Origin of the sequence: Bradyrhizobium sp. Mp27 (assembly GCF_029953005.1) — a bacterium.
Taxonomy (GTDB): Bacteria; Pseudomonadota; Alphaproteobacteria; order Rhizobiales; family Xanthobacteraceae; genus Bradyrhizobium; species Bradyrhizobium barranii.
Map to the genome: position 1 here is coordinate 1 of NZ_JASAUS010000658.1, position 415 is coordinate 415.

General features: G+C 68.9%; 1 pseudogene. It reads left to right on the forward strand.

Annotation, left to right across the window (positions count from 1 at the left end):
* Positions 1 to 415: pseudogene (locus tag QJT78_RS52205) on the forward strand (UDP-glucose 6-dehydrogenase); the annotation flags it as partial.

Here is a 415-nt window from a genome sequence, read left to right on the forward strand (position 1 = left end):
CTGGTCGCGACCAATGTGAAGGCCAAGCGGCTCGACTTCACCACCGATCTGTCGAAGCCGGTCGCGGACGCCGATGCCGTCTTCATCGCGGTCGGCACGCCGTCGCGCCGCGGCGACGGTCATGCCGATCTGTCCTATGTCTACGCCGCCGCGCGCGAGATCGCGCAGTCGCTGTCGGGCTTCACCGTCGTCGTGACCAAGTCGACCGTCCCGGTCGGCACCGGCGACGAGGTCGAGCGCATCATCCGCGAGACCAACCCTGCGGCCGACGTCGTGGTCGCCTCCAACCCCGAATTCCTGCGCGAGGGCGCGGCGATCCGCGACTTCAAGTACCCCGATCGCGTCGTCGTCGGCACCTCCGACGAGCGCGGCCGCAAGGTGATGGGCGACGTCTATCGCCCGCTGTCGCTGAACC